Raw genomic sequence first — 20,017 nt, 5'->3', positions numbered from 1 at the left:
CCCCGGCAATGAAGACAGAATCTGCCCGGGATTTTCGGCCGATCTGCACCGGCGACCATCCCGCGCCCTCGCGTTCCCCCGCGAACCACACGGCGTCGAATCGTTTCGTGCGACTTTTCGTCCGTTCGCGGGAGCACCACGGTCGTGGCGGCACCCGGAACCGGAAATCGGCCGTCGTTATTGAAAAATCATCTTCACGAAAATCCGGAAAATCACGCAATACCTTTCCGGAATCACGGCGGTGGTTTCTGCGACCACCGTCCGCTGGTCTTCAATATTCAAATTCCAATGCGTTTCAGCACTTGATGCCGAGGTGCAGCGCGACGACCCCGGCGGTCAGGTTGTGCACGTCGACGTGGCCGAAACCGGCCGTCTTCATCATCGCCTTCAGCTCGGACTGGCCGGGGTGCATGCGGATCGACTCGGCCAGGTAGCGGTAGCTCTCGGCGTCGCCGGTGATCATCTTGCCGAAGCGGGGCAGCAGGTTGAACGAATACCAGTCATAGGCCTTCTCCAGCGGCTTGGCCACCTTGGAGAACTCCAGCACCAGCAGCTTGCCGCCGGGCTTGAGGACCCGGCACATCTCCTGGAGCGCCACGTCCTTGTGCGTCATGTTGCGCAGGCCGAAGGCGACGCTGACGATGTCGAAATGCGCGTCGGGGAACGGCAGCTTCTCGGCGTCGCACAGCACGCTGGGCAGCATGCGGCCCTCGTCGACCAGGCGGTTGCGCCCGGTGCGCAGCATCGCCTCGTTGATGTCGGTGTGCACCACCGTGCCGGTCGGCCCGACCTTCTTGGCGAACGCGCGGGTCAGGTCGCCGGTGCCGGCGGCGATGTCGAGCACCTGGTGGCCTTCGCGGGCGCCCGACACGGCGATCGTGTAGGCCTTCCACAGCCGGTGCAGGCCGCCCGACATGACGTCGTTCATCACGTCGTAGCGCGAGGCGACCGAGTCGAAGACGCCGCGCACCATCGTGGCCTTGCGTTCTTCCTCGACGGTCTTGAATCCGAAGTGTGTGTTGCTCATGGTGTGTTCAAGGTGATCCAGGATCCGGGGCCGCTCAGTGCGATCCGCAGCCGCGCGCCGGTGGCGGCGTCGCGATGTCGCGGCTGGCGCCGGCAGCCTCCAGGCGAGCCAGGTAGTCGGCCCAGAGCCGATCCTGCCCCTCGCCGAGCTCGCGCAGGTAAGCCCAGGTGTACAGGCCGCTGTCGTGGCCGTCGCTGAAGGTCGGCTTGACCGCGTAGTGCCCCACCGGCTCCAGGTCGACGATCAGCACGTCGCGCTTGCCGGTCTGCAGCACCTCCTGGCCCTGGCCGTGCCCACGCACCTCGGCCGAGGGCGACAGCACCCGCAGGAACTCGAACGGCAGCCGGAAACTGGCGCCGTCCGCATAGCCGACCTCGAGCACGCGGCTGTGCTGGTGCACGGTCAGCGCGGTCGGTCGCAGCAGGGTGTCCTGATCGTTCATCGGCGGATCTCTGGAATACAACTTGTTACAACAAGCACCCGAAGTGTAAGCGGGCAAACCACTACGCGCCAGCCCCGAGATGCAATTCCTGACCATCGTCCACACCCAGCGCCTGGCGGATGCGGGCGTCGATGGCGGGCCAGTCGGCCGTGAACGGCCCGCCGGCGCCCGACTCGCGCTGGCGCGGCGCCCAGATGGCCTGGGGGAAATGGGCGTCCAGCCGATGGCGGGCGATCAGGTGCCAGTGCAGGTGCGGCACCATGTTGCCCAGGCTGGCCAGGTTGACCTTGGCCGGCGCCAGGGCCTCGAGCATCACCCGCTCCACCGTGGCCACCACGTCCATGCAGCGCAGCCGGTCGGCGGCGTCGAGGTCGCTGAACTCGGCCACGTGGGCGCGCCAGATGACCCGCCAGTAGGCCGGGTAGTCCGGCTGGTCGATCACCCGGACCACACGCAGCGGCCCGAGGTCACAGACCGGCGTCACCGCCGCCGGGTCGTCGGCACCGCAGAGCACGCAGGTGGCGGCCATGTCAGACCAGCACCCGCTCGATGCCGCCGGCGTTGGCACGCTGCACGTACTCGGGCATCCAGTTCTCGCCCAGGATCTGGCGGGCCATCTCGACGACGATGTAGTCGGCCTCGAGCAGGCCGTTCTGCAGGTCGTCGCCGTAGCGGCTCAGGCCCTGCAGGCAGGCCGGGCAGGAGGTCAGGATCTTCATGTCGCCCTGGTGGCCGGCCGCGCGCAGCTGGGCCTCGCCCTTGCGGATCTCCTCTTCCTTGCGGAAGCGGATCTGGGTCGAGATGTCCGGGCGGTTCAGCGCCAGCGTGCCGGCCTCGCCGCAGCAGCGATCGCTCTTGACCACGCCCTCGCCCAGCAGCGCCTTGACCGTCTTCATCGGGTCCTGCAGCTTCATCGGCGTGTGGCAGGGGTCGTGGTAGAGGAAACCACCCTGGCCGGACAGCGTGATGCCCTTCTCCAGCAGGTACTCGTGGATGTCGATGATGCGGCAGCCCGGGAAGATCTTGTCGAACTGGTAACCCTGCAGCTGGTCGTAGCAGGTGCCGCAGCTGACCACCACCGTCTTGATGTCGAGGTAGTTCAGCGTGTTGGCCACCCGGTGGAACAGCACCCGGTTGTCGGTGATCATCTTCTCGGCCTTGTCGAACTGGCCCGAGCCACGCTGCGGATAACCGCAGCACAGGTAACCCGGGGGCAGCACCGTCTGCACGCCGGCATGCCAGAGCATGGCCTGCGTGGCCAGGCCGACCTGCGAGAACAGCCGCTCCGAGCCGCAGCCGGGGAAGTAGAACACCGCCTCGGTCTCGGCCGTGGTCACCTTCGGGTCGCGGATGATCGGGACGTAGTCCTTGTCCTCGATGTCCAGCAGCGCGCGGGCGGTCTTCTTGGGCAGGCCGCCCGGCAGCTTCTTGTTGATGAAGTGGATGACCTGCTCCTTGATCGGAGCGGCGCCCACCGTCGCCGGCGGCGCGCCGGTCTGCTTCTTCGTCAGCGACTGGAAGACGTCGTGCGCGACCCGCTGGGCCTTGATGCCCACGTTGACCATCGCCGAGCGGGCCAGCTTGATGGTCTCGGGGTTGCTGGCGTTGAGCATGAACATCGCCGCCGCACCGGCCGGGCGGAAGCTCTTCTTGCCCATCTTGCGCAGCAGGTTGCGCATGTTCATCGACACGTCGCCGAAGTCGATCTTCACCGGGCACGGGCTCAGGCACTTGTGGCAGACCGTGCAGTGGTCGGCCACGTCCTCGAACTCCTCCCAGTGCTTGATGCTGATGCCACGCCGCGTCTGCTCCTCGTAGAGGAAGGCCTCGATCAGCAGCGAGGTGCCCAGGATCTTGTTGCGCGGCGAATAGAGCAGGTTGGCGCGCGGCACGTGCGTGGCGCACACCGGCTTGCACTTGCCGCAGCGCAGGCAGTCCTTGATCGACGCGGCGATGTCGCCGATGTCGCTCTGCTGCATGATCAGCGACTCGTGCGTCATCAGGCCGAAGCTGGGCGTGTAGGCCTCGCTCAGGTCGGCCGAGCGGGTGTCGTCGCCCAGGTCGGTGACCCGGTCGCGGGCGCGCAGCAGCTTGCCCTTGTTGAAGCGGCCCTCGGGGTCGACGCGCGCCTTGTAGGTGGCGAAGTTCTTCAGCTCGTCGTCGGTCAGGAACTCGAGCTTGGTGATGCCGATGCCGTGCTCGCCCGAGATCACGCCGTCCAGGCTGCGCGCCAGCACCATGATGCGTGCCACCGCCTCGTGGGCGGTCTGCAGCATCTCGTAGTTGTCGGAGTTGACCGGGATGTTGGTGTGCACGTTGCCGTCGCCGGCATGCATGTGCAGCGCCACCCAGACGCGCCCGCGCAGCACCTCCTTGTGCAGGCGCTTGCACTCGTCGATCACCGGGGCGAAGGAGCCGCCGGTGAACAGCATCTGCAGCGGCCGCAGGATCTGCGTCTTCCACGAGGCCCGCAGGCTGTGGTCCTGCAGCTGGTCGAAGAACGAGCGGGTCTCGGCGGGCTGCACCACGTCGAGGTGCTGCATCCAGTCCTGCCACTGCGTGCGCACGTCGCGCACCAGCGCCAGCGCCTGCTGCACGCGGTCCTCGAGCAGCTCGGCGCTGGGGATGTCGTTGGCGTCGTCGGTCTTGCCCAGCGGCAGGCTGCCGGCGGTGAACAGCGCCTCGAGCCGGTCGGCCAGCGCGATCTTGTTGCGCAGGCTCAGCTCGATGTTGATGCGCTCGATGCCCAGCGTGTACTCGCCCATGCGCTCGAGCGGGATCACCACGTCCTCGTTCACCTTGAACGCGTTGGTGTGCTTGCTGATCGCGGCGGTGCGCTTGCGGTCGAGCCAGAACTTCTTGCGCGCGTCGGCCGAGACCGCCACGAAGCCTTCGCCCGAGCGGCCGTTGGCCAGGCGGATCACCTCGGAGGTGGCACGGGCCACCGCGTCGGCATCGTCACCGACGATGTCGCCGATCAGCACCATCTTCGGGAAGCCGCCGCGCTTGCTCTTGGTGGCGTAGCCCACCGCCTTCAGGTAGCGGTCGTCCAGGTGCTCCAGGCCGGCGAGGATGGCGCCGCCCGGGCGCTTCATCTCGTCGAACATGAAGTTCTTGATCTCGACGATCGAGGGCACGCACTGGATCGGGTTGCCGAAGAACTCCAGGCAGACCGTGCGCACATGCGCCGGCATCTTGTGCACGACCCAGCGCGCGCTGGTGATCAGGCCGTCGCAGCCTTCCTTCTGGATGCCCGGCAGGCCGGCCAGGAACTTGTCGGTGACGTCCTTGCCCAGCCCTTCCTTGCGGAAGGTGCGCCCCGGGATGTCCAGGCGCTCGGTGCGCTCGAGCGTGCGGCCGGTGGCGTCGTAGTAGTTCAGCTCGAAGCTGGCGGTCTCGACGTCATGGATCTTGCCCAGGTTGTGGTTCAGGCGGATCACCTCGAGCCACTTGGCCTCGGGCGTCACCATCTTCCAGCTCGCCAGGTTGTCCAGCGCCGTGCCCCACAGCACGGCCTTCTTGCCGCCCGCGTTCATCGCGACGTTGCCGCCGACGCAGCTCGCCTCGGCCGAGGTCGGATCGACCGCGAAGACGTAGCCGCCACGCTCGGCCGCATCGGACACGCGCTGCGTCACCACCCCCGCGCCGGTCCAGATCGTCGCCACCGGACGGTCCACGCCCGGCAGGTCGATCAGCTCGACCTCGGTCATCTGCTCGAGCTTCTCGGTGTTGATGACCGCGCTCTTCCAGGTCAGCGGCACCGCACCGCCGGTGTAGCCCGTGCCACCCCCGCGCGGGATGATGGTCAGGCCCAGCTCGACGCAGCCGGCCACCAGCGCGGCCATCTCGGCCTCGGTGTCGGGCGTCAGCACGACGAAGGGGTACTCGACGCGCCAGTCGGTCGCGTCGGTCACGTGCGCGACCCGGCTCAGGCCGTCGAACTTGATGTTGTCCTTCTGCGTGTGGCGGCCCAGCACCTTCTTCGTGCGCTGGCGCAGGTCGTGGACCACGCGGAAGCGCTCGCCGAAGCGCTTCACGGCCGCCTGCGCCTGCACCAGCAGCTCGGCCACCAGCGCGTCACGCTGCGGATCGACCTGCGGCTCGCGGCGCTTCTCGACCTCGGCCAGGCGGTGCTGCAGCGCCTCGATCAGCTGACCGCGGCGCTTCGGGTTGTCGATCAGGTCGTCCTCGAGGTAAGGATTGCGCTGGACCACCCAGATGTCGCCCAGCACCTCGTAGAGCATGCGGGCCGAGCGGCCGGTGCGGCGCTCGCCGCGCAGCAGGTCGAGCAGCTCCCACGCCCGTGCGCCCAGCAGCCGGATGACGATCTCCCGGTCCGACAGCGAGGTGTAGTTGTAGGGGATTTCGCGCAGGCGAGACGGTGGTGCCGCGTCGAGCTCGGCAAGGTGATCACCCACGAGACCGGGGGTGATGGGGTTCAAAGGCAGCGGTGCATTCATGGTGTCTTGGCCTGCGCGCAGAACCGCGAATCCTACCGCAGGGACCCCGGCCCGCCGGGCGCAAGTGCTTTCCCGGACACACGCGGCCCCGGGCACGACGGGGCGTCATGCTCCTGCGGCAGTCTGTCGGGCCGGCCTTGATGCAAGGCATCACGGACACCGGCCGAAGGTGCATCATCAGCCCTGTCCCCCACCACCCGCGAGGAGTTCCATGACCGCGTCCATCGCCACCCTGCCCGACGACGGCCTGCCGCCGTCCGCGCCCCTGGCAGCCAGCCCGGTCTGGCCCTTCCCGCGCTGGATCGCGCACCGCGGTGCCGGCACGATCGCGCCGGAGAACACGCTGGCCGCGTTCCGGGTCGGCGCCAGCCACGGCTTCCGCGCCTTCGAGTGCGACGTCAAGCTCAGCGCCGACGGCATCCCCTACCTGATGCACGACGACACGCTGCTGCGCACCGCCGGCCAGGACAGCGGCGCCAGCACCCTGGTCTGGAGCGAGATCTCGCTGCTCGACGCCGGCGGCTGGCACAGCCGTGGCCACGCCGGCGAGCCCCCCGCCAGCCTCGAGGCCGTCACCGCCTTCTGCCAGCGCAACGGCGGCGTGCTCAACATCGAGCTCAAGCCCACCCCGGGTGACGAAACCCGCACCGGCGAGGTCGTCGCCGCCGAGACCGAGGCCCTCTGGCAGCCGCTGGTCGACGCCGGCCAGGCCCCCTGGCCGCTGCTCAGCTCCTTCAACGCCAAGGCGCTGGCCGCGGCCCGCGAGACCGCCCCCCAGCTGCCGCGCGCGCTGCTGCTCGACCAGCTCACCCCCGACTGCTTCGACGTCGCCGAGCTGCTCGACTGCACCGCCGTCATCCTCGAGCACTCGCTGATCGACCCCGCCCTGCTGCAGCGCCTGCACCACGCCGGCCTGCGCGTGCTCGCCTACACCGTCAACGACCCCGACGCCGCCGAGCGCCTGCTCGGCTGGGGCCTCGACGGCCTCATCACCGACGAGGTGGCGAGGTTCGTGCCGGATTGATCTGGTGCAGGGGTCCGCTCGACGCGGCGGACCGGCGTGACTTGTGACACGGCGACACCCCCATAGGAGGGGGTGGGCTGGGTCGCCTGGTGAGCCTCATGGCCGCTACCTTGTGCACATCGGGACACAGGGAGCCAGGATGAAGCCGAGCAGGCCGCGGACCGGCGAGGTCACGCCGTCCGATCTGAAGACGATCCTGCATTCGAAGCGGGCCAACCTCTATTACCTCGAACACTGCCGCGTGCTGGTGAACGGCGGACGGGTGGAGTACGTCACCGAGCAGGGCAAGCAGTCGCTGTACTGGAACATCCCGATCGCCAACACCACCTGCGTGCTGCTCGGGACCGGCACCTCGCTGACCCAGGCCGCGATGCGCGAACTGGCCAAGGCCGGGGTCCTGGTCGGCTTCTGCGGCGGCGGGGGCACCCCACTGTTTGCCGGAACCGAGCTCGACCTCGACATCGCCTGGCTGTCACCACAGAGCGAATACCGGCCGACGGAGTACCTGCAGCACTGGGTCCGCTTCTGGTTCGACGACGCCCTGAGGCTCGAGGCCGCCAAGACCTTCCAGCGGCTCCGGCTGCAGCGCCTGCGTACCCAGTGGAGCGGTGATCGCCGGCTCAAGGCCGCCGGCTACGAGCCCGACCTGCAGGCGCTGGAAGCGGCGCTGGCCCAGACGGCCCCGGCCATGGACGCAGCGTCCGATCACATGGTGCTGCTGACGGAAGAGGCCCGCCTGACCAAGCAGCTCTACAAGCTGGCTTGCCACGCCACGAAATACGGCGATTTCACGCGCAGCCAGCGCGGCCAGAGCGTGGATGCGGCCAACCAGTTCCTGGACCACGGTAACTACCTGGCCTACGGCCTGGGCGCCACCGCCACCTGGGTGCTCGGCATCCCTCACGGCCTGGCGGTGCTGCACGGCAAGACCCGCCGTGGCGGTCTGGTGTTCGACGTGGCCGACCTGGTCAAGGACGCGGTGATCCTGCCCCAGGCCTTCATCAGCGCCGCCCGTGGAGACACCGAGCAGGAATTCCGCCAGGCCTGCATCGAGAACCTGACCCGCAGCGAAGCCCTCGACTTCATGATCGATGCCGTCAAGGAGGTGGCCGTCCGCATGGGCCAGCGGGCGCAACGGCCTCCTCTGCCCGGAGGCGACGCATGAACGTGCTGATCATCTCCCAGTGCGACAAGCGGGCCCTGACCGAAACCCGCCGCCTCCTCGACCAGTTCGCCGAGCGGCGTGGCGACCGGACCTGGCAGACCCCGATCACCCGCGACGGCCTGGACACGCTGCGCCGACTGCTGCGTCAGACCGCACGCAAGAACACGGCCGTGGCCTGCCACTGGATCCGTGGGCTCGACCACTCCGAACTGCTGTGGGTGGTGGGGGATCGCAGCCGCTTCAACCCGATGGGGGCGGTGCCGACCAACAGCACGGAGCGCGATATCCTGCGAGCCGAGGATGAAAACGACTGGCACAGCGGTGAAGACATCCACCTGCTGGCCGCAATGGCGTCTCTGATGCATGACCTGGGCAAGGCCTGCGCCGCCTTTCAGGCCCGGTTGGCGGGACGACTAAAGGAACGCAACCGCTATCGGCATGAATGGGTGTCGCTGCGCCTGTTCCAGGCCTTCGTGGGTGACAGCAACGATTCGACCTGGCTGGCCCGCCTCGCCGATCCGACCGAGGCGGATCTGGCCACCTGGACGGATTGGCGCAGCGGCCGACTGCAACGTGACGGTCTGGACACCACCGTCACGCCCCCCTTCCGTGCCCTGGCCCATGCCCCGCTGGCACAAGCCATCGCCTGGCTGATCGTCACGCACCATCGGCTACCGGTGTTGCCCGCCTACAGGACGGACGGCACTCAAGACTGGCTGGGCGCCAAGGCGGGCGGCTTCAGCGCCGCCAGCCTCGAAGCCGCGCTGTTGAAGGTGGACGCCGGCTGGAACGAGGTCCTCACGCCAGCGGCCCGCCGTGAAGTGCTGCCTTACTGGGACTTCCCGCAGGGCCTGCCGGTGACGACCGCCCACTGGCAGTCCCAGTCCAGGCGCCTGGCCACCCGGCTGCAGCGCCTGCTGGCCCATCCGGACAGGGATGCAGGCTACTCGTGGCTGCAGCAGCCCTACGTGATGCACCTCTCGCGCCTGGCCCTGATGCTGGCTGATCACCACTACTCCAGCCTCACGCGCACCGGGCGCGACAGCGGCCGGATCCGCGTGCCCGACGGCTACCCGCTGCTCGCGAACACCCGCAAGGACAGCGGCAGAACCGTCGCCAACCAGACCCTGGACGAACACCTGATCGGTGTGGCTCGCGACAGCCGCGTCATCACCCACGCCCTGCCTCGCTTCGCGGCCGACCTGCCGGCGCTGCACCGCCACAAGCCGCTGCACCAGCGCAGCCGCGACGAGCGTTTCCGGTGGCAGGACAAGGCGGCCGAACTGGCGACTCGCCTGCGTGACCAGGCCGCCGAGCATGGCGCCTTCATCGTCAACATGGCCAGCACCGGATGCGGCAAGACCCTGGGCAACGCCCGCGTGATGAACGCCCTCGCGGACCCGGAACGGGGCTTTCGCTGTGCATTCGCGATGGGCCTGCGCACCCTGACGCTGCAGACCGGTCACGCGTTCCGTGACCGGCTGCAGCTCGACGCTGATCAACTCGCCATTCAGGTGGGCGGCAGCGCCAGCAAGGCGCTGTTCGAGCATCACGAAGCGCTGGCGGAAGGCTCGGGCTCGGCGTCAGCCCAGGCCCTGCTGGACGAAGACGCCACCGTGGACTTCGACGGTGACTCCGGTCGGGCTGAAACCAACCCCTTGCTGGCCCTCGCGCTGCACGACCCCAGGGTCAAGGCCCTGCTGGTGGCACCGCTGCTGGTCTGTACCATCGATCACCTCACACCCGCCACCGAAAGCCAGCGCGGCGGCCGACAGATCGCGCCCATGCTGCGCCTGCTCAGCGGCGATCTGGTGCTGGATGAACCCGACGACTTCGACATCGCCGACCTGCCGGCCCTCACCCGCCTGATTCACTGGGCCGGCCTGTTGGGCAGCAGGGTGCTGCTGTCCTCAGCCACCCTGCCACCCGCACTGGTGCAAGGCCTGTTCATGGCGTATCGGGCCGGGCGGAACCAGTTCCAGCGCCACCGTGGCCAGCACCCCGGAGGCGACGCCCCACCTGAAGTGCTCGCCCTGTGGCTGGACGAAGAACGACAAGCGCACAGCACCTGCGCGACGCCGGAGGCGTTCGAGACCGCACACCTTCGTTTCGCCCGCGAACGCCACGCCCGGCTGGCCAGCGCACCGGTACGCCGGCGCTGCCAGCTGGTGCCGCTGCCGCTGACCGGCCTGAGCGAGACGCAGCGCCCGGTCGAATTCGCCCGTCTAGTGCTGCAACACGCACAGGCCCTGCACCAGCAGCATCACCAGCAGGACCCCGAGCGACCCGGGCGGCGCGTCAGCTTCGGCCTGGTGCGCATGGCCAACATCGAGCCGCTGGTGCAGGTGGCGCTGGCCCTGTTCAAGCAGGGCGCGCCCGCAGGCGTGCAGATCCACCTGTGCGTCTACCACTCGCAATTTCCCCTGCTGATCCGCTCGGCCATCGAGCACCGACTCGACACCACGCTCAAACGCCATCAGCCCGATGCCGTGTTCGCGTTGCCGGAGATCCGGACCAAGCTGGAAGCCCATCCGGAAGCCCGGGATCAACTCTTCATCGTGCTGGGCTCACCGGTGACCGAAGTCGGTCGGGACCATGACTACGACTGGTCCGTGGTCGAACCCTCGTCAATGCGCTCGCTGATCCAGCTGGCAGGGCGAGTGCGGCGGCACCGGCATGACGTCTGCACCACACCCAACCTCGTGGTGTTCGACACCAACCTGAGACACGGCCAGCAACCGGATCGCGCAGCCTTCCTGCGCCCCGGCTTCGAGTTGGACGAGCCACCTTTCAAGCTGCAGACCCACCAGCTCAGCGCCTTGCTGCGACCAGAAGAGTGCGACGTGATCGACGCCCGGCCGCGCATCGTCTGCGCGGGACCGGAGCACCTTGCACCCACCCGGCGGCTGGCGGATCTGGAGCACGCCCGCCTCGCGCACACCATGCTGCCCATCGTGGCCAAGCCGGTGGTGCTGACGCCGCGCCAGATGCGGGCCGGCGGAGCGACCGCCCTGGCGATGGCCATCCCCACCAACGCCGCCTCCTGGTGGCACGAGCCGGCGGCCGACGCGCTGCTCACCGCCATGCTGCCGCAGCACTCGCCATTTCGATACGACCCCAAGCCCGGTGTGGACCTGTGCCTGCGCCCCAACGAGGACACGGGCGAGATCGAGCTGACCCAGGTGCTGGATGCCGAACGGGGTCAGGCCCTTTACCAACCGGTGGAGCGCGCCAAGCACGAGCGCATCCCGGACGAGCAGGTGCAAGGCTGCGGCATCTCCCCCTGGTTTGCGGCCAGCTACGAGCAAGCCATCCTCGATCTGGCCGAAGCGCGCGACATCAGCGCCGCGCAGTGCGCGCAACGCTTCGCCACCTTGAGCCTGCCCGAAAACGCCCAGGGCTGGCGATCGCACCCGGTGCTGGGCTTCACCAAAAAACGATGAGAAGAGGCCGGCTGAGCCAGCCTGCTGCCTGTTCGGCAGTGAAGGTTGCATGACCACTCGGGTACAGCAATTTTCTGAGCTGCCTTGCGGCAGTCATTGAAGCATACAGACCCCGTCAATAAAAAATTCCATTCTGGTACTGCAATGGTTAACAATGCCGTACAGTCCATCAACACAGAGCGGCGCTCTTGCCGCAACTGACTCAGGAAGGATCTATGTCGAACCTATCAGGGAGGTCGGCAGTCATCCGGGCTGTCATCGCTCAGTTCCTCAAGGAACGCTGCGATGCCAAGCTGGAGAAGCTGAAGGCCGATGATCCGCAGCGTGATGTCGCTGCCCAAGCGCTTCGAGCGCAGTACGAGCACAGCACCTGGCTGGGTGATGCTGCACGACGTGTCAGCCAGATCCAGGCGGTGACGCACTCGCTCAAACCCACTCACCCCGATGCCAAGGGCACTAATCTCTATTGCCCGCCGGCCGGCTTGCCCCCACAGGTCCTGGTCGGCAGCCATTGCCTCGGCGATGACTTTGCCAGCGACGTGGTGGGCAACGCCGCCGCGCTGGATGTCTTCAAGCTCCTCAAGCTGGAGCATGAGGGCCGAAACCTTCTGGCTCTCATGCTGGCAGGCGATGCCGATGTGGCCGCTGCCCTGAGCGACCAGCCCGAGCAGGCCGCCGAATGGGTCGAAGCCTTCACCAGCCTGGTACAAGCCCGTGGCCGAGTGGCCAGCCACACGCTGGCCAAGCAGGTCTATTGGCTGGTGGGCGAAGACCCGGTGAGCGATGCCGACTTCCACCTGCTGGCACCGCTTTACGCCAGCTCGCTGGCGCACCAGGTACACGCGGTCATCCAGGACGACCGCTTCAGCGAAGCCGCCAAGGAAGCCCGCCAGGCCCGTCGGGAAAAAGAGTTCCATGAGCGGCCGACACGCGACTACCTGAACCTGGCCGTCCAGAAGCTGGGTGGCACCAAGCCTCAGAACGTGTCGCAGCTGAACAGCGAGCGCGGCGGCAACAACTACCTGCTCGCCTCGCTGCCACCGGTCTGGCAAGCGCGTGATCTGGCTCCGCTGCTGCGCTCGGACACCTTGTTCAAGCGCTTCGAGCGACAGGACGGCGTCTGGCAAGCCGTCAAGGCCTTGCGCGACTTTCTGGAGACCGATCCGCCAAAAACGATGGACACGCGCGACGCCCGCGATGAACTGGCCCTCGAGCTGATCTCGCACTTCGTGTTGTTCGGCGTGGCGTTCCGCACGCTGCCGGACGGCTGGAGCGACGACCCCGAATGCCGCCTGCATCCGGCCGAGAAGGTCTGGGTCGATGCGGGCGCCGCCGATGAACGACCCAGCGACTGGCCTGATGTTCTGGCGGGGCGTTATGCCAACTGGCTCAACGGCCAACTCAGCAGCAAGCAGCGGCTGCACATGGGCGACCCCGAGCACCAGCACTGGCAAACCGAGCTGGCCGATGAACTGGCGGCCTACGAATGGGAGATGAGCCATGCCGACTGAGCTGCCCACCATCACCGGGGTGCTGGTCATTCCCCGGCTGCGGATCCAGAACGCCAACGCCATTTCGAGCCCGCTCACCTGGGGAGCTCCCGCCATGTCGGCCTTGCTGGGCACCATGCACAGCCTGGAGCGCAGGCTGGGCGCCGAACTGGGGCTCAACTTCAATGGCGTCGGTGTCATCTGCCATGGCCACGAGGCGCAGACCACCGAAGGCGGCTTCACCCGCGCCTTCCGGCTCAGCCGCAATCCGGTCAATGCCGACGGCAGTTCGGCATCGATCGTCGAAGAGGGACGCATCCACCTGGACATCTCGCTGGTGTTCGGCGTGGTGGGTACGGTGCTGGGCGAAGACGACGCCACCCGCCAGCGCGTGGCCCAGACGGTGGCCGACCACCTGGCCGGCATGCGTGTGGCCGGAGGCAGCGTGATGCCCGCCCTGCCCCACAGTGCGGGCGGCCCGACGGCGCGACAGCAGCGCCCGCAACTGCTGCCGCTGGGTCCGGAGGGCGCTGAGCAAACCAAGGCCTTCCGCAGTTGGCGCTTGCGCTGGTTGCCGGGCTTTGCCTTGGTCTCTCGCGACGACCTGCTGCACAACCACCACGCCAAGCTGCAGGCTGCCCAGCCCGGCGCCAGCCTGCTGGACGCCTGGCTCGACCTCTCGCGGCTGAACTACCGCGCCCAGCGCACCCAGGTTGAAAACCCGCGCACGGGCGAACTCGTCGAGGCGGTGACCTGGCAACACGATCGCCCTGCAGGCTGGATCGTGCCGATCCCGGTGGGCTATGCCGCCTTGTCGCCACTCTACGAGCCGGGCGAGGTGGCGGGCGCCCGCGACCGCAGCACGCACTTCCGTTTTGTCGAGAGTGTCTATTCACTTGGCCAGTGGATCAGCCCGCATCGTTTGACCAGCGTGCAGGACCTGCTCTGGTACGGCGATCACGACGAGCCCACCGGCCTGTACCGCTGCCGGAACGACTACCGCGCACCGGCTCCAGCCGACGCCGAGCCAGGTGATCCGGCCTGCGCACCCATGCTGCCTGTTTTCCTGCCCCCCGCTGCACAAGCGCAGCAACCTTCACTGTTCTGACACTCAGGGAGTTTTCATCATGGCCACGAAAAAAGACGCCACCGCCCTTGCCACCGCTTCGGTCTTGGCATTCGAACGCAAGCTCGATCCGTCCGATGCGCTGCTTCACGCCGGCCTGTGGGCCGAGCGTGACCAGAACCATGCCTGGGCACCGATCGCGGTGAATGAAAAATCGGTGCGGGGCACCATTTCCAACCGACTCAAGACCAAGGACCAGGATCCCGCCAAGCTCGATGCCGCCATCGAGAACCCCAACCTGCAAACCGTCGACGTGGCGGCCCTGCCGGCCGAGGCCGACACCCTGCGCGTCAGCTTCACGCTGCGCGTGCTGGGTGGTGCAGGCACGCCTTCGGCCTGCAACAGTGCCGAATACAAGACCAAGCTGCTGCAGACCGTGGCGAGCTACGTGAGCAGCCAGGGCTACGACGAGCTGGCCCGACGCTACGCCCACAACCTGGCCAACGGCCGCTTCCTGTGGCGCAACCGCATTGGCGCCGAATCGGTAGAGGTCCGCGTCGCCCATCTGGAAAACGGCCAAGCCACCCGTGTCTGGACCTTCGATGCGCTGACGCTGCCCATGCGACAGTTCAGCGCTGCGCCAGCCGGGCTCGACGAACTGGCGCAGCTGCTGGCCAACGGCCTGGCTGGCCAACGCCATGTGCTGCTGCAAGTCACGGCATTTGCCCGGATCGGAGGGGGTCAGGAGGTCTTCCCCTCGCAGGAGCTGATCCTCGACCGTGGCCGGGGCGACAAGAGCAAGACGCTCTACAGCGTGACGGCCGGCGTCAACAAGGTCGCCGGCATCCACTCGCAGAAGATCGGCAATGCGCTGCGCACCATCGACACCTGGTACCCGGACGCCGAGGAACTCGGCCTCGGCCCCATCGCCGTGGAGCCCTACGGCTCGGTCACGACCGAGGGCCGGGCCTATCGACAGCCCAAGCGGAAGGCCGATTTCTACACGCTGCTGGACAACTGGGTCCTGCGCGACGACACGCCAGCCATCGAGCAACAGCACTTCGTCATGGCCACCCTGATCCGCGGCGGTGTGTTCGGCGATGCCGGCAAGGACTGAGTGATGGACCATTACCTCGACATCGAGCTGCGGCCCGACCCGGAGTTTCCAGCGCCGCAACTGATGAACGCCCTGTTCGCCAAGTTGCACCGCGCCCTCGTCAAGCAGGGTTTCGGAGGCATCGGTGTCAGCTTCCCGGGGGTCGACACACGAGCGCCGCACCTGGGAACCCGGCTGCGGCTGCATGGGCACAGCGAGCCGCTGACCACGCTGGAGGCGAGCGACTGGCTGACCGGCATGCGTGACCACGTGGCGCTCAGCCGCAGCGCACCAACCCCCTCCGACGCGCGGCATCGTGTCGTGCGGCGGGTGCAGGCACAAAGCAACCCCGAACGCCTGCGCCGCCGCCTGATGCGCCGCCACGACCTCGACGCCGAGCAGGCACGGCAGCGCATTCCGGACAGTGCCGCCCAGACGCTGCACCTGCCCTTCGTGCAACTGTGCAGCACGAGTTCAGGCCAGAAGTTCCGCCTGTTCATCGATCACGGCCCGCTGCTCGACGCCCCCGCACCAGGCGAATTCAGCGCCTACGGCCTGAGCCAGACCGGCTCAGTCCCCTGGTTCTGACCCACGCCCCGGCACCCGCCCGACCCTTTTTTCAGGGGTCAGGCATCATTCTTTAAAAATCAACAACTTACACCTGCCACAGAAATTTTGGGGCAACGGCCCACTTGTGGCAAAATTCTTTGTGCATCAGGCACTTGTGCGTGTTTTTGGCTAGGGACAGTCTGCATAAATCGCCCCAAGCCGTGCTTGGCATGGGCCTGAAGCACTGAGACGATACGGTCCATGAAGCAGCACAGCCTGGGCTTGGGACAGACGGCCAAGCGAACACGGCGCCGGGAGTTCCTGGCCGAGATGGAGAAGGTCGTGCCTTGGGCCGATCTGGTGGCACTGGTGTCGCCGTACTTGCCCGAAGGCAAGCGCGGCCGGCCACCCTTCTCGCCGGAAACCATGCTGCGCATTCACTTCATGCAACAGTGGTTCGCCCTGAGCGACCCGGCGATGGAAGAAGCGCTGCACGACATGCCGGTGTTTCGCGAGTTCGCGGGCGTGGAAGGCTGGGATGAGCGGCTTCCCGACGAGAGCACGATCCTGCGGTTTCGCCACGTGCTGGAGAAGCACAAGCTGGCTGGCCAGATCCTGCAGACCGTCAACGACCTGCTGAGTGCCAAGGGCGTGATGCTCAAGAGCGGCACGGTGGTGGATGCCACCTTGATTGCCGCGCCGAGTTCGACCAAGAACAGCAGCGGCGAACGTGATCCGGAAATGAAGCAAAGCCGCAAAGGCCAGCAGTGGTACTTCGGCATGAAGTGCCACATCGGCGTGGACCTGGAGTCGGGCCTGGTGCACACCGTGAGGGGCACCAGCGGCGCCGTCAACGACGTGACCGAAGCCAACAGCCTGCTGCGGCCCGGCGACCGTGAAGTCTTTGCCGACGCGGGCTACCAAGGCGCTGGCAAACGCCCGGACGCCCGGGCTGACGTGACCTGGAACATCGCGATGCGGCCTGGCAAGCGCCGCACGCTCGACCCGGCCAAGCCGATGGAAGCCCTGACCGAGCAACTGGAGAAGGTCAAGGCGGGCATTCGGGCGCGAGTGGAGCATCCGTTCCGGGTCGTCAAACGCCAGTTTGGGCACGTCAAAGTGCGCTACCGCGGATTGGCCAAGAACACGGCGCAGTTGCACACGCTGTTTGCGCTGGCCAATCTGTGGATGGTGCGGCGCAAGCTGTTGGGAGTGCTGGCATGAGTGCGCCCGCAATTCGCCAAAAGGGCCTGTGTGGCCCGCCGCTGGGCGCCGCAAGCCTGGAAATTGGGTTGAAACATGCCGAGGTTGCATCACATTCCCATTTGCTCAGCCATGTAGCCCGCGTGCTTGGGCTTTGTGCAGACCTTCCCTAGCCCGCGAGTTCACTGCCGGATAGGCAGCTCAGAAAGACCGCCGGGATCTCGTTGTTCAGGCGGGTGAGTTCACTGCCGGATAGGCAGCTCAGAAAGCACCGATCCCGGCAGCACGCTGGACGGAAACGTTCACTGCCGGATAGGCAGCTCAGAAACTTACGCGATGGCCGGCGGCAACCTCGCCTGAGTTCACTGCCGGATAGGCAGCTCAGAAAGTCGAGCTGCGGGCCGGCGAGGCCTACACGCTGTTCACTGCCGGATAGGCAGCTCAGAAATCGTAGCTGTCGCCGGTCTCGTTGGTGGTGCCGTTCACTGCCGGATAGGCAGCTCAGAAAGCGGAGCTGGCGGGTCAGGTTGGACGCCACGTGTTCACTGCCGGATAGGCAGCTCAGAAACCCGAGCAGCAGGAGCTGATCGTCACGCTCGGCGTTCACTGCCGGATAGGCAGCTCAGAAAAAGTGGCCCACCGCAGCACTGACGGGGCCGTCCGTTCACTGCCGGATAGGCAGCTCAGAAATGGTCGAACACGGTGGACACGCGGGCGGCCAGGTTCACTGCCGGATAGGCAGCTCAGAAAATCCAGCTCATCCGCGAGTGCCGCGCGCTCGAGTTCACTGCCGGATAGGCAGCTCAGAAACGTGGCTGCTGCTCTGTGTGCGTGCCGTGATGCGTTCACTGCCGGATAGGCAGCTCAGAAAAGGAACGCCGCCACCAGGGCGTGCTTTGCGCCGTTCACTGCCGGATAGGCAGCTCAGAAACAGCACTCCCAGGCCCGGCGGGACGATCTGGTGTTCACTGCCGGATAGGCAGCTCAGAAAATCATGACCCCGGCTGAGTAGCTGAACGTCGTGTTCACTGCCGGATAGGCAGCTCAGAAACGAAGTCGGCCGCGGTGCTGCCGGTGGCGATGGTTCACTGCCGGATAGGCAGCTCAGAAAACCGCCCCGGCCAACACCGTCAAGGCCCGCGTGTTCACTGCCGGATAGGCAGCTCAGAAAGTTGGCAGTCATCGTCACCGTGAGACCAGCAAGTTCACTGCCGGATAGGCAGCTCAGAAAGCCACCAGCGCCACGAGCGGGGCATGGGCCACGTTCACTGCCGGATAGGCAGCTCAGAAATACTACGATCCGCCGGGCATCCTGACCGTGTGGTTCACTGCCGGATAGGCAGCTCAGAAACACTGGTCGCCGCCCTTGCGCCGTGGATGCTTGTTCACTGCCGGATAGGCAGCTCAGAAATCTGGTGGCATGTACCGTCCTGCTGAGGGTTCGTTCACTGCCGGATAGGCAGCTCAGAAAGAGCCGGCCGTCACGGCCTTGCCCAGCGCGATGTTCACTGCCGGATAGGCAGCTCAGAAATGGCTGATCTGGGATTGGCGCGGATGGCTGATGTTCACTGCCGGATAGGCAGCTCAGAAACAAACCCAGCGGTGCACAGCTCGCAGGGTTTCGGTTCACTGCCGGATAGGCAGCTCAGAAAAGCGCAGGTCGTCACGAGGGCGACAGGGTCGAGTTCACTGCCGGATAGGCAGCTCAGAAAATCAGGACCGCGATGGCTCAATCCATCATCGAGTTCACTGCCGGATAGGCAGCTCAGAAATGGCTGCGATGGGCTGGCGGGTTTACCAGTCGGTTCACTGCCGGATAGGCAGCTCAGAAAGTGGCCTGCTCGGCCCCGATCTGGGCCGTGCGGTTCACTGCCGGATAGGCAGCTCAGAAAAATATGAAATCGTCGACTCGCCAATAGGGACAGTTCACTGCCGGATAGGCAGCTCAGAAAGTGCAGACGCCTGAATCGGGCATGTCTGAGTGGTTCACTGCCGGATAGGCAGCTCAGAAATGGGTGGGCGCATCCAGGCCGCCACCACGACCGTTCACTGCCGGATAGGCAGCTCAGAAAGAGCCAGCATCTGGCCGAACACGTCGTCGCCGGTTCACTGCCGGATAGGCAGCTCAGAAAACAGCGGGCTGTTCTTGGTCTGCACGTCCGAGGTTCACTGCCGGATAGGCAGCTCAGAAAGAGACGCCGAACCGGCCGTCATCGGTCGTGATGTTCACTGCCGGATAGGCAGCTCAGAAAAAACAGACGCACGCGGGCCTTGACGGTGTTGGGTTCACTGCCGGATAGGCAGCTCAGAAAGATCAACGCGCGTTGCCGAATCATCCGGTAGAGTTCACTGCCGGATAGGCAGCTCAGAAATGCTGAGGAAAGCTCTCTTTGGCCAACTCCCTGTTCACTGCCGGATAGGCAGCTCAGAAAAAGTTCGGCATCTCGCCGACAACCCGGCGCTTGTTCACTGCCGGATAGGCAGCTCAGAAAGACCAGGCCGACGGCCGAGACGCCGAGCGTGAGTTCACTGCCGGATAGGCAGCTCAGAAAAGGTGCGCACCCTGCGCCCGCTCGCCCGCCGCGTTCACTGCCGGATAGGCAGCTCAGAAATGGGCGGCAATCTGTGGACCGCCGAAGGCAAGGTTCACTGCCGGATAGGCAGCTCAGAAAACGCCGGCTCGTCCCAGACCCACGTGCACCACGTTCACTGCCGGATAGGCAGCTCAGAAAAGGCCGAACAGACCGGGCAGGGCGCTGATGGCGTTCACTGCCGGATAGGCAGCTCAGAAAAGGACGCCGTCGCCATCCAGCTCATCCGCGAGGTTCACTGCCGGATAGGCAGCTCAGAAATGTCTGCCCGTAGTAGGTGCAGGGCGATTGCATGAAGCTCTTGCCTGAAATCGGTGCTACAAGAGCGAGTTTTTGACGCCCCCGATGCCCGACAACCAGCCCCTGCCCCCCGCGCCTGAAGCCCTCGGCGACCTGGCGGCGTTCGCCGAACTCGACGACCCGCGCAGCCGGCGTTGCCGCTACCCGCTGGAGGAGTTGCT

Annotated in this window: 12 protein-coding genes and 1 CRISPR repeat array; of the genes, 8 read left to right on the top strand and 4 right to left on the bottom strand. The window is 66.4% G+C overall.

The features are described from left to right. Positions 1 to 295: 295 nt before the first annotated feature. The 4 genes from ubiE to C7444_RS14815 form a co-directional block, all read right to left on the bottom strand. A complete protein-coding gene (gene ubiE, locus C7444_RS14830) occupies positions 296 to 1,027 on the bottom strand; it encodes a bifunctional demethylmenaquinone methyltransferase/2-methoxy-6-polyprenyl-1,4-benzoquinol methylase UbiE (protein WP_110401635.1) in 732 nt (243 codons plus the stop codon). A gap of 34 nt (positions 1,028 to 1,061) precedes the next feature. Next, on the bottom strand, positions 1,062 to 1,469 hold the full coding sequence (locus C7444_RS14825) for a gamma-butyrobetaine hydroxylase family protein (RefSeq protein WP_110401634.1): 408 nt from the start codon (positions 1,467 to 1,469) through the stop codon (positions 1,062 to 1,064). Between the two features lie 61 nt (positions 1,470 to 1,530). Next, entirely contained in the window at positions 1,531 to 1,998 is a 468-nt protein-coding gene (locus tag C7444_RS14820; protein WP_110401633.1) for an HIT family protein, read from the bottom strand. Position 1,999: 1 nt separating this feature from the next. Next, a complete protein-coding gene (locus C7444_RS14815) occupies positions 2,000 to 5,929 on the bottom strand; it encodes a DUF3683 domain-containing protein (RefSeq protein ID WP_110401632.1) in 3,930 nt (1,309 codons plus the stop codon). Positions 5,930 to 6,140: 211 nt separating this feature from the next. On the opposite strand from C7444_RS14815, the gene ugpQ reads away from it, so the two are divergent. From ugpQ to C7444_RS14775, 8 genes are all read left to right on the top strand, one after another. Continuing rightward, entirely contained in the window at positions 6,141 to 6,953 is an 813-nt protein-coding gene (gene ugpQ / locus C7444_RS14810) for a glycerophosphodiester phosphodiesterase (RefSeq protein WP_110401631.1), read from the top strand. A 139-nt stretch (positions 6,954 to 7,092) separates the two neighbouring features. Continuing rightward, positions 7,093 to 8,118, top strand: coding sequence for a type I-F CRISPR-associated endonuclease Cas1f (gene cas1f, locus C7444_RS14805; protein WP_110401630.1), 1,026 nt, complete (start codon positions 7,093 to 7,095; stop codon positions 8,116 to 8,118). Further along, positions 8,115 to 11,561, top strand: coding sequence for a type I-F CRISPR-associated helicase Cas3f (gene cas3f, locus C7444_RS14800; RefSeq protein ID WP_110401629.1), 3,447 nt, complete (start codon positions 8,115 to 8,117; stop codon positions 11,559 to 11,561). The genes cas1f and cas3f overlap by 4 nt, the downstream gene beginning before the upstream one ends. Before the next feature lie 215 nt (positions 11,562 to 11,776). After that, positions 11,777 to 13,072 (top strand): type I-F CRISPR-associated protein Csy1, encoded by a 1,296-nt coding sequence (gene csy1 / locus C7444_RS14795; RefSeq protein ID WP_110401628.1) that lies wholly within the window; start codon positions 11,777 to 11,779, stop codon positions 13,070 to 13,072. Beyond that, positions 13,062 to 14,159, top strand: coding sequence for a type I-F CRISPR-associated protein Csy2 (csy2, locus tag C7444_RS14790; protein WP_110401627.1), 1,098 nt, complete (start codon positions 13,062 to 13,064; stop codon positions 14,157 to 14,159). Before csy1 ends, csy2 begins: the two co-directional genes overlap by 11 nt. Before the next feature lie 19 nt (positions 14,160 to 14,178). Next, positions 14,179 to 15,234 carry a type I-F CRISPR-associated protein Csy3 gene (gene csy3 / locus C7444_RS14785; RefSeq protein ID WP_110401626.1) on the top strand — a complete coding sequence of 352 codons (1,056 nt, stop codon included), beginning with the start codon at positions 14,179 to 14,181 and terminating at the stop codon, positions 15,232 to 15,234. A 3-nt stretch (positions 15,235 to 15,237) separates the two neighbouring features. Then, positions 15,238 to 15,801 (top strand): type I-F CRISPR-associated endoribonuclease Cas6/Csy4, encoded by a 564-nt coding sequence (gene cas6f, locus C7444_RS14780; RefSeq protein WP_110401625.1) that lies wholly within the window; start codon positions 15,238 to 15,240, stop codon positions 15,799 to 15,801. Positions 15,802 to 16,023: 222 nt separating this feature from the next. Further along, on the top strand, positions 16,024 to 16,986 hold the full coding sequence (locus tag C7444_RS14775) for an IS5 family transposase (RefSeq protein ID WP_110401624.1): 963 nt from the start codon (positions 16,024 to 16,026) through the stop codon (positions 16,984 to 16,986). 159 nt (positions 16,987 to 17,145) lie between these two features. Continuing rightward, a CRISPR array of direct repeats spans positions 17,146 to 19,817; the repeat unit is 28 nt; unit sequence GTTCACTGCCGGATAGGCAGCTCAGAAA. Positions 19,818 to 20,017: the final 200 nt, after the last annotated feature.

The organism is Sphaerotilus hippei, assembly GCF_003201595.1.
In the GTDB taxonomy this organism is placed as follows: domain Bacteria; phylum Pseudomonadota; class Gammaproteobacteria; order Burkholderiales; family Burkholderiaceae_C; genus Sphaerotilus; species Sphaerotilus hippei.
This window is presented reverse-complemented; position numbering and strand designations above follow the sequence as displayed.

What these genes read in the sequence shown, in the direction of transcription:
- ubiE (WP_110401635.1), bottom strand. Translation starts at nt 1,027, where the DNA reads ATGAGCAACACACACTTCGGATTCAAGACCGTCGAGGAAGAACGCAAG.
- C7444_RS14825 (WP_110401634.1), bottom strand. Translation starts at nt 1,469, where the DNA reads ATGAACGATCAGGACACCCTGCTGCGACCGACCGCGCTGACCGTGCAC.
- C7444_RS14820 (WP_110401633.1), bottom strand. Translation starts at nt 1,998, where the DNA reads ATGGCCGCCACCTGCGTGCTCTGCGGTGCCGACGACCCGGCGGCGGTG.
- C7444_RS14815 (WP_110401632.1), bottom strand. Translation starts at nt 5,929, where the DNA reads ATGAATGCACCGCTGCCTTTGAACCCCATCACCCCCGGTCTCGTGGGT.
- ugpQ (WP_110401631.1), top strand. Translation starts at nt 6,141, where the DNA reads ATGACCGCGTCCATCGCCACCCTGCCCGACGACGGCCTGCCGCCGTCC.
- cas1f (WP_110401630.1), top strand. Translation starts at nt 7,093, where the DNA reads ATGAAGCCGAGCAGGCCGCGGACCGGCGAGGTCACGCCGTCCGATCTG.
- cas3f (WP_110401629.1), top strand. Translation starts at nt 8,115, where the DNA reads ATGAACGTGCTGATCATCTCCCAGTGCGACAAGCGGGCCCTGACCGAA.
- csy1 (WP_110401628.1), top strand. Translation starts at nt 11,777, where the DNA reads ATGTCGAACCTATCAGGGAGGTCGGCAGTCATCCGGGCTGTCATCGCT.
- csy2 (WP_110401627.1), top strand. Translation starts at nt 13,062, where the DNA reads ATGCCGACTGAGCTGCCCACCATCACCGGGGTGCTGGTCATTCCCCGG.
- csy3 (WP_110401626.1), top strand. Translation starts at nt 14,179, where the DNA reads ATGGCCACGAAAAAAGACGCCACCGCCCTTGCCACCGCTTCGGTCTTG.
- cas6f (WP_110401625.1), top strand. Translation starts at nt 15,238, where the DNA reads ATGGACCATTACCTCGACATCGAGCTGCGGCCCGACCCGGAGTTTCCA.
- C7444_RS14775 (WP_110401624.1), top strand. Translation starts at nt 16,024, where the DNA reads ATGAAGCAGCACAGCCTGGGCTTGGGACAGACGGCCAAGCGAACACGG.